Origin of the sequence: Ligilactobacillus acidipiscis DSM 15836 (assembly GCF_001435755.1) — a bacterium.
Classification (GTDB): Bacteria; Bacillota; Bacilli; order Lactobacillales; family Lactobacillaceae; genus Ligilactobacillus; species Ligilactobacillus acidipiscis.
In genome coordinates this window covers 4,188-8,902 of the sequence record NZ_AZFI01000086.1, presented here as the reverse complement: position 1 = coordinate 8,902, position 4,715 = coordinate 4,188, and the positions used below count along the sequence as shown (strand labels likewise).

The following is a 4,715-nucleotide window of genomic DNA, read 5'->3' as shown; positions in this document are numbered from 1 at the left end:
TTAAGGGAAAAGTATGAATAATTCAGGTTAAAAGGTAATAATTATAATTTTAGAAAAAATACTCAATTCGAAAGTGATACGAAAAATTCATTACTCAAATTTTTATTAAAAGATTTCATGCCTCTGGTATTAAATAAAATAAAAGATTATATGGACTCCTCTAAAGATAGTGGACTTGGTGTTGCAATATATTTAAAGATGTCAAAAGCTACCCGTGACGTAAATATGGAAACTTACGATATCAACGTTGGTGATTCAATTCACAAAGTTACCATACCTAATTTCCCTGCATCTGCTAAAGACCTATACCCTAGAATGGATTCAACCTTTTTACAAAGCTCCCAACCTTGGATGAATTGGTACAACAAAAAAGTTAATCATGCAACCAAATACTTAGAATGGGCTGAAAATCAAGAAAACAAAGAATACTTCGACATTATGAAAAATGCGAAAACTGTAGATGACCTACTAAACCACACTTTTGATGATCGACGTAAAAATCGATATTAGTACAATATTTTGCAAAAAAAAATAGCGGGCGACTGACGCATGTTCTTCGTTAGCCGTCCGCCTTATTTTTCACGGATAGGTATATACCACTAATTTTCCTGCTTAGTTAACTTTTCGTACATTTTAAACAATTGCTGAACAACCTCAGCCTCAGTTGTTGTTGGTTTCAATCCATAAGATTTCAATACGGCACGATCATTAGATTGATGAGCTTTTCGTAAATCAATCGGCATTTCAAGTGGATCATATAAATCAGCTAAAGAACTTTCTGGATAATTATTTCGTGCGTCTAGTATTCCTTGAGCAGTTCTTTTAATTTCAAATTTTTGTTTAACATTAATATTTGGCCATGGAAATGTATTATATACAACTTTCGAAGAATACCTATAATCACTCTTCAGTCTTCCAGCAACTATCCTCATCCACGCCATATGCGTACTTGATTCTAAAATTCCCAAATCATATAAAGTTGAATTAGGAATTGTTGAAAGTGGAAAAAGTGGTATAACATCTTTAGAGAGAAGTTTCATAGGTATGTAATCACGTCGTTCAGAAGAAGTTGCAGGTATTGCCAAATAATCGTTTCCCGGTAACCTTATTTCTTGGAAAAGATATGGTACATTTGCCATTTCTCTCGTTTGGTCTTTACTACTTTTGAGACGATGTTCCTTAACACGCTTCAGACGATTAATAACCATAGGCATCTTTTTAAGCTCTCCAGGTTTCACATTCTGCAACCATAAGCAATATCTAACCCCATTTCTTAAAAGATCTACGCCTCCCATCACACGTTTTATATATTTTACAGAAAGAGGATCATTCTTTTTAAAATCTTCAATTTCAGATTCATCAATAATCAGATTACCTCCATCAGAAGCAAGGCAACCTATATTCATACTTTTAGTCGCACTAATTGGATCTGTTTGCGACCGTACCATTACAGTTGGTGCATCTAGTAAATATGGATTAATGTGTTTTACCATCTTTGGATTCGGATCATAAATTATTTTTGAATCTGAAGATACACCACTATTGAACCCTATGATAACAACATGGACGTTTGCCTTATTTTTGGCTTCATTATTCCAAATAAACGTTCTATAAGCAAATAATATATTTACAGAAAATAGCTTAATGAGTGGAGCCCAAATATTATAAACTAAGTCTCCCTGTGTAATTGAGTTCGTAGAAACAAACGATACTTTTGTGGTGCTTCCTTTTATAAATTCAGCAGCTTTAAAGAACCAGCAAGCAACATAGTCAATTTTTTTAGTCGACTTAAATGGTTTGTTATTTTCGTCTCTGTAAATATGCTTAATATCTTCTTTTTGCGACTTATTTTGATACTTATACCCTACAAATGGCGGATTCCCCATAATATAGTTTAGTTCGTAAGGTTTAATTATGTCATCCCATTTCATTTGCAGAGCGTTACCTTCATATATAGAATCATTGCTGTCCAGAGGCAAGAAATTCTGATTGGCATACGTAATGTCCTTCGTTTGTTCCCACATCTGGCTTTCCGCAATCCACATAGCTGTTCGAGCAACAGCAACGGCAAAATCGTTAATTTCAATCCCATAGAAGTTTTGAATTTTAACTAGCGGATTATATTCAGTGCTTGTTACTAATGTCGGATTTTCCCCTACGATAATCCGTAAGCACTCATTCTCCATCTTACGTAATGACAAATAAGTTTCCGTAAGAAAGTTACCAGACCCACAGGCAGGATCAAAAAAGGCTAATTTACCAAGCTTTTGACGGAACTCCCTAGCACGGTTAGTCCGTTGATTAGAATTACCCATATTTTGGATTTTATCAAACTCTTCGTGTAAATCATTCAAAAATAAGGGATCGATTACTTTATGAATGTTTTCAATTGACGTGTAATGCATCCCACCAGAACGGCGAGTTTCGGGGTTTAAAGTTGATTCAAAAACCGCCCCAAAGATGGTTGGGCTAATATCTGACCAATCAAAGCCGGCCCCCGCATCTTCAACGATCAAGCGTTTTAACTCATCAGTAAACTGCGGGATAACAATATTCTCATTGCTAAACATCCCACCATTAACATAGGCGAACTGATTAAATTCATCACTAAGATAGGGATCGCGCTCCTCCTCTGGCTGATCTAGCACTTTAAACAGTTCGATTAACCCCCGTCGAATATCTTGTGGTTCTCTCCGCTCAATAAAGTTTTGAAAAAAGTTATCCCTAGCAAAAAGATTACTATCGTCTGCGTACATCAAAAATACTAAACGAACGATTAGCATATTTAAGCTCTGTTGAATCTTAGGGTCGTCAATATCTACCCCTCTACCAGCCGCATATGCTTTCGTTAACTCATCGTAAACTTTAGCTACTAAATTACCAGCATCAACTGATAGCTTCTTTTCATTGATAATCTTTTGCTGATCAACATTAACCAGGAACTCTAGTACTTTTACCTTCTGGGGTAAATCTTCTAGCCGTATTATTTCAGGATCACCAAGTGGATCCTCCATATCATGAATGTCAAATTCACTAAAATTAGAAACGATTATCCAACGTGGTTGCTCACTATTAGGTAAGTGATTAGCATACCGTTTAGCCTGTTCATAAGGGGTTAACTCATCTCCACCTGATTGTTTAATCGGTTTAGAAAGGTCATTAACATTTTTACCTTTCATTTCAATCATAACTTTAGTGGACGGAATATAACCATCAATTCGACGAGTAGTAATTTTACCGTCTGCTTGGACCTGAACATCTTTTTCATACTCAATATAATTATAGTAATTAGTAATTCCATAAACCCGTTGTAATAAATCATTCCAAAAAGACTGACGGTCGGCATCTTCACGCCCCTTAGATGAATCACTCCAAGTTTTGACAAAGGCTTGAGCAGCTTGTTTTCGTGTTGGCATTTCTAAGTATTCCCCTTTAATTAAACTTACTTAACTAATTTTATCACTACTCCCCTCTAAATAAGCGCTTAAATTGACATTCCAGGAATATATATTATACCGAAAGGCACAAAGTACCATTCGATATCAATTTCAAACATAATTTTGCACACAAAAAAATAGGCGTAAAGCCTATTATATCAGTATATACAGCTCTCTTCCGATGGCGAATTTACAATTGAAATGCAACACAAAGTAAAAAAATAAACCCATACCGGGTAGAATATGTTTAACGACCAAATCAAACAATTCGAGGTATCCGGTATGAGCTATAAACATCTTACTATAAAAGAACGTGAAATACTTATGTTTTTACGAGCTAAGGGGTTATCTATCCGGGCTGTTGCGTTACGGCTGGGGCGAAATCCAAGCACTATTTTACGGGAGTTAAAACGTTGTGCAGGTAATTATTCCCCAAGCAAAGCAGATAATGACTATCATCAAAAGCGGCAGAATTGTCACAAGAAGCGGCTATTAGACAGCCATCCACAATTACGCCGTCAAATTGTTCATTACATCTTAGATCTGCACTGGTCACCAGAGCAGATTACCGCTCGCTTTAATAAGGAACATCAATGGTGTGTTAGCTACAACACAATTTACCGTCATATCTATCAACACAATTTAGGTGAGAAGTACTCCTCACGTGGTGATACCGGTATTCAGCGCCATCTCAGACATAAACATCGGACTCGGCATTCAAAGAATACTAGACGACATCGAGAAGTACAGACCGACTATATCTCGATCCATGAGCGCCCTGGTTTTATCAACCAGCGTCAACGTATAAGGTGACTGGGAAATTGATACTGTGATTGGTCGAACGGGTCACTCCATCCTTTTAACGGTTGTCGATCGGCTTAGTCGGCTTACGCTTATCAAAAAGGTTGTGCAAAAGGACTCGCAGGAGATAAATAAAGGCTTAGTTGAACTGTTAGGGGCCATTCCTAAATAATTTGTTCATTCTATTACACCAGATCATGGGACCGAATTTCTTCATCTTGATGAAATCAGCGAAAGGTTAGGTGTTACTGTCTATTGGCCCGATCCATATTCGCCTGAACAGCGTGGAACAAATGAGAAATACAAATGGATTAATCCGGGAATATTTTCCCAAGCGAACAGATATTGATAATTATACAGAACAGGACGTTGAACACTGCCAAAAGCAGTTAAATCAACGTCCTCGCAAAGTGTTAAACTATGAAACCCCATATGAAGTATTTTTTGACAAACCGTTGCACTTAGTTTGACAATTCG

General features: G+C 36.6%; 2 protein-coding genes and 1 pseudogene. 2 read left to right on the top strand and 1 reads right to left on the bottom strand.

The genetic code is table 11. The features are described from left to right. The first annotated feature begins 117 nt into the window (after positions 1-117). Positions 118-510, top strand: a complete 393-nt coding sequence (locus tag FC65_RS06790) for a hypothetical protein (protein WP_056972041.1) — start codon at positions 118-120, stop codon at positions 508-510. An 89-nt stretch (positions 511-599) separates the two neighbouring features. On the opposite strand, the gene FC65_RS06785 is transcribed toward FC65_RS06790, so the two are convergent. Then, positions 600-3,416 carry a DNA methyltransferase gene (locus FC65_RS06785; RefSeq protein WP_056972040.1) on the bottom strand — a complete coding sequence of 939 codons (2,817 nt, stop codon included), beginning with the start codon at positions 3,414-3,416 and terminating at the stop codon, positions 600-602. A gap of 303 nt (positions 3,417-3,719) precedes the next feature. On the opposite strand from FC65_RS06785, the pseudogene FC65_RS06780 reads away from it, so the two are divergent. After that, positions 3,720-4,708 (top strand): annotated as a pseudogene (locus FC65_RS06780) (IS30 family transposase). Positions 4,709-4,715 lie beyond the last annotated feature (7 nt).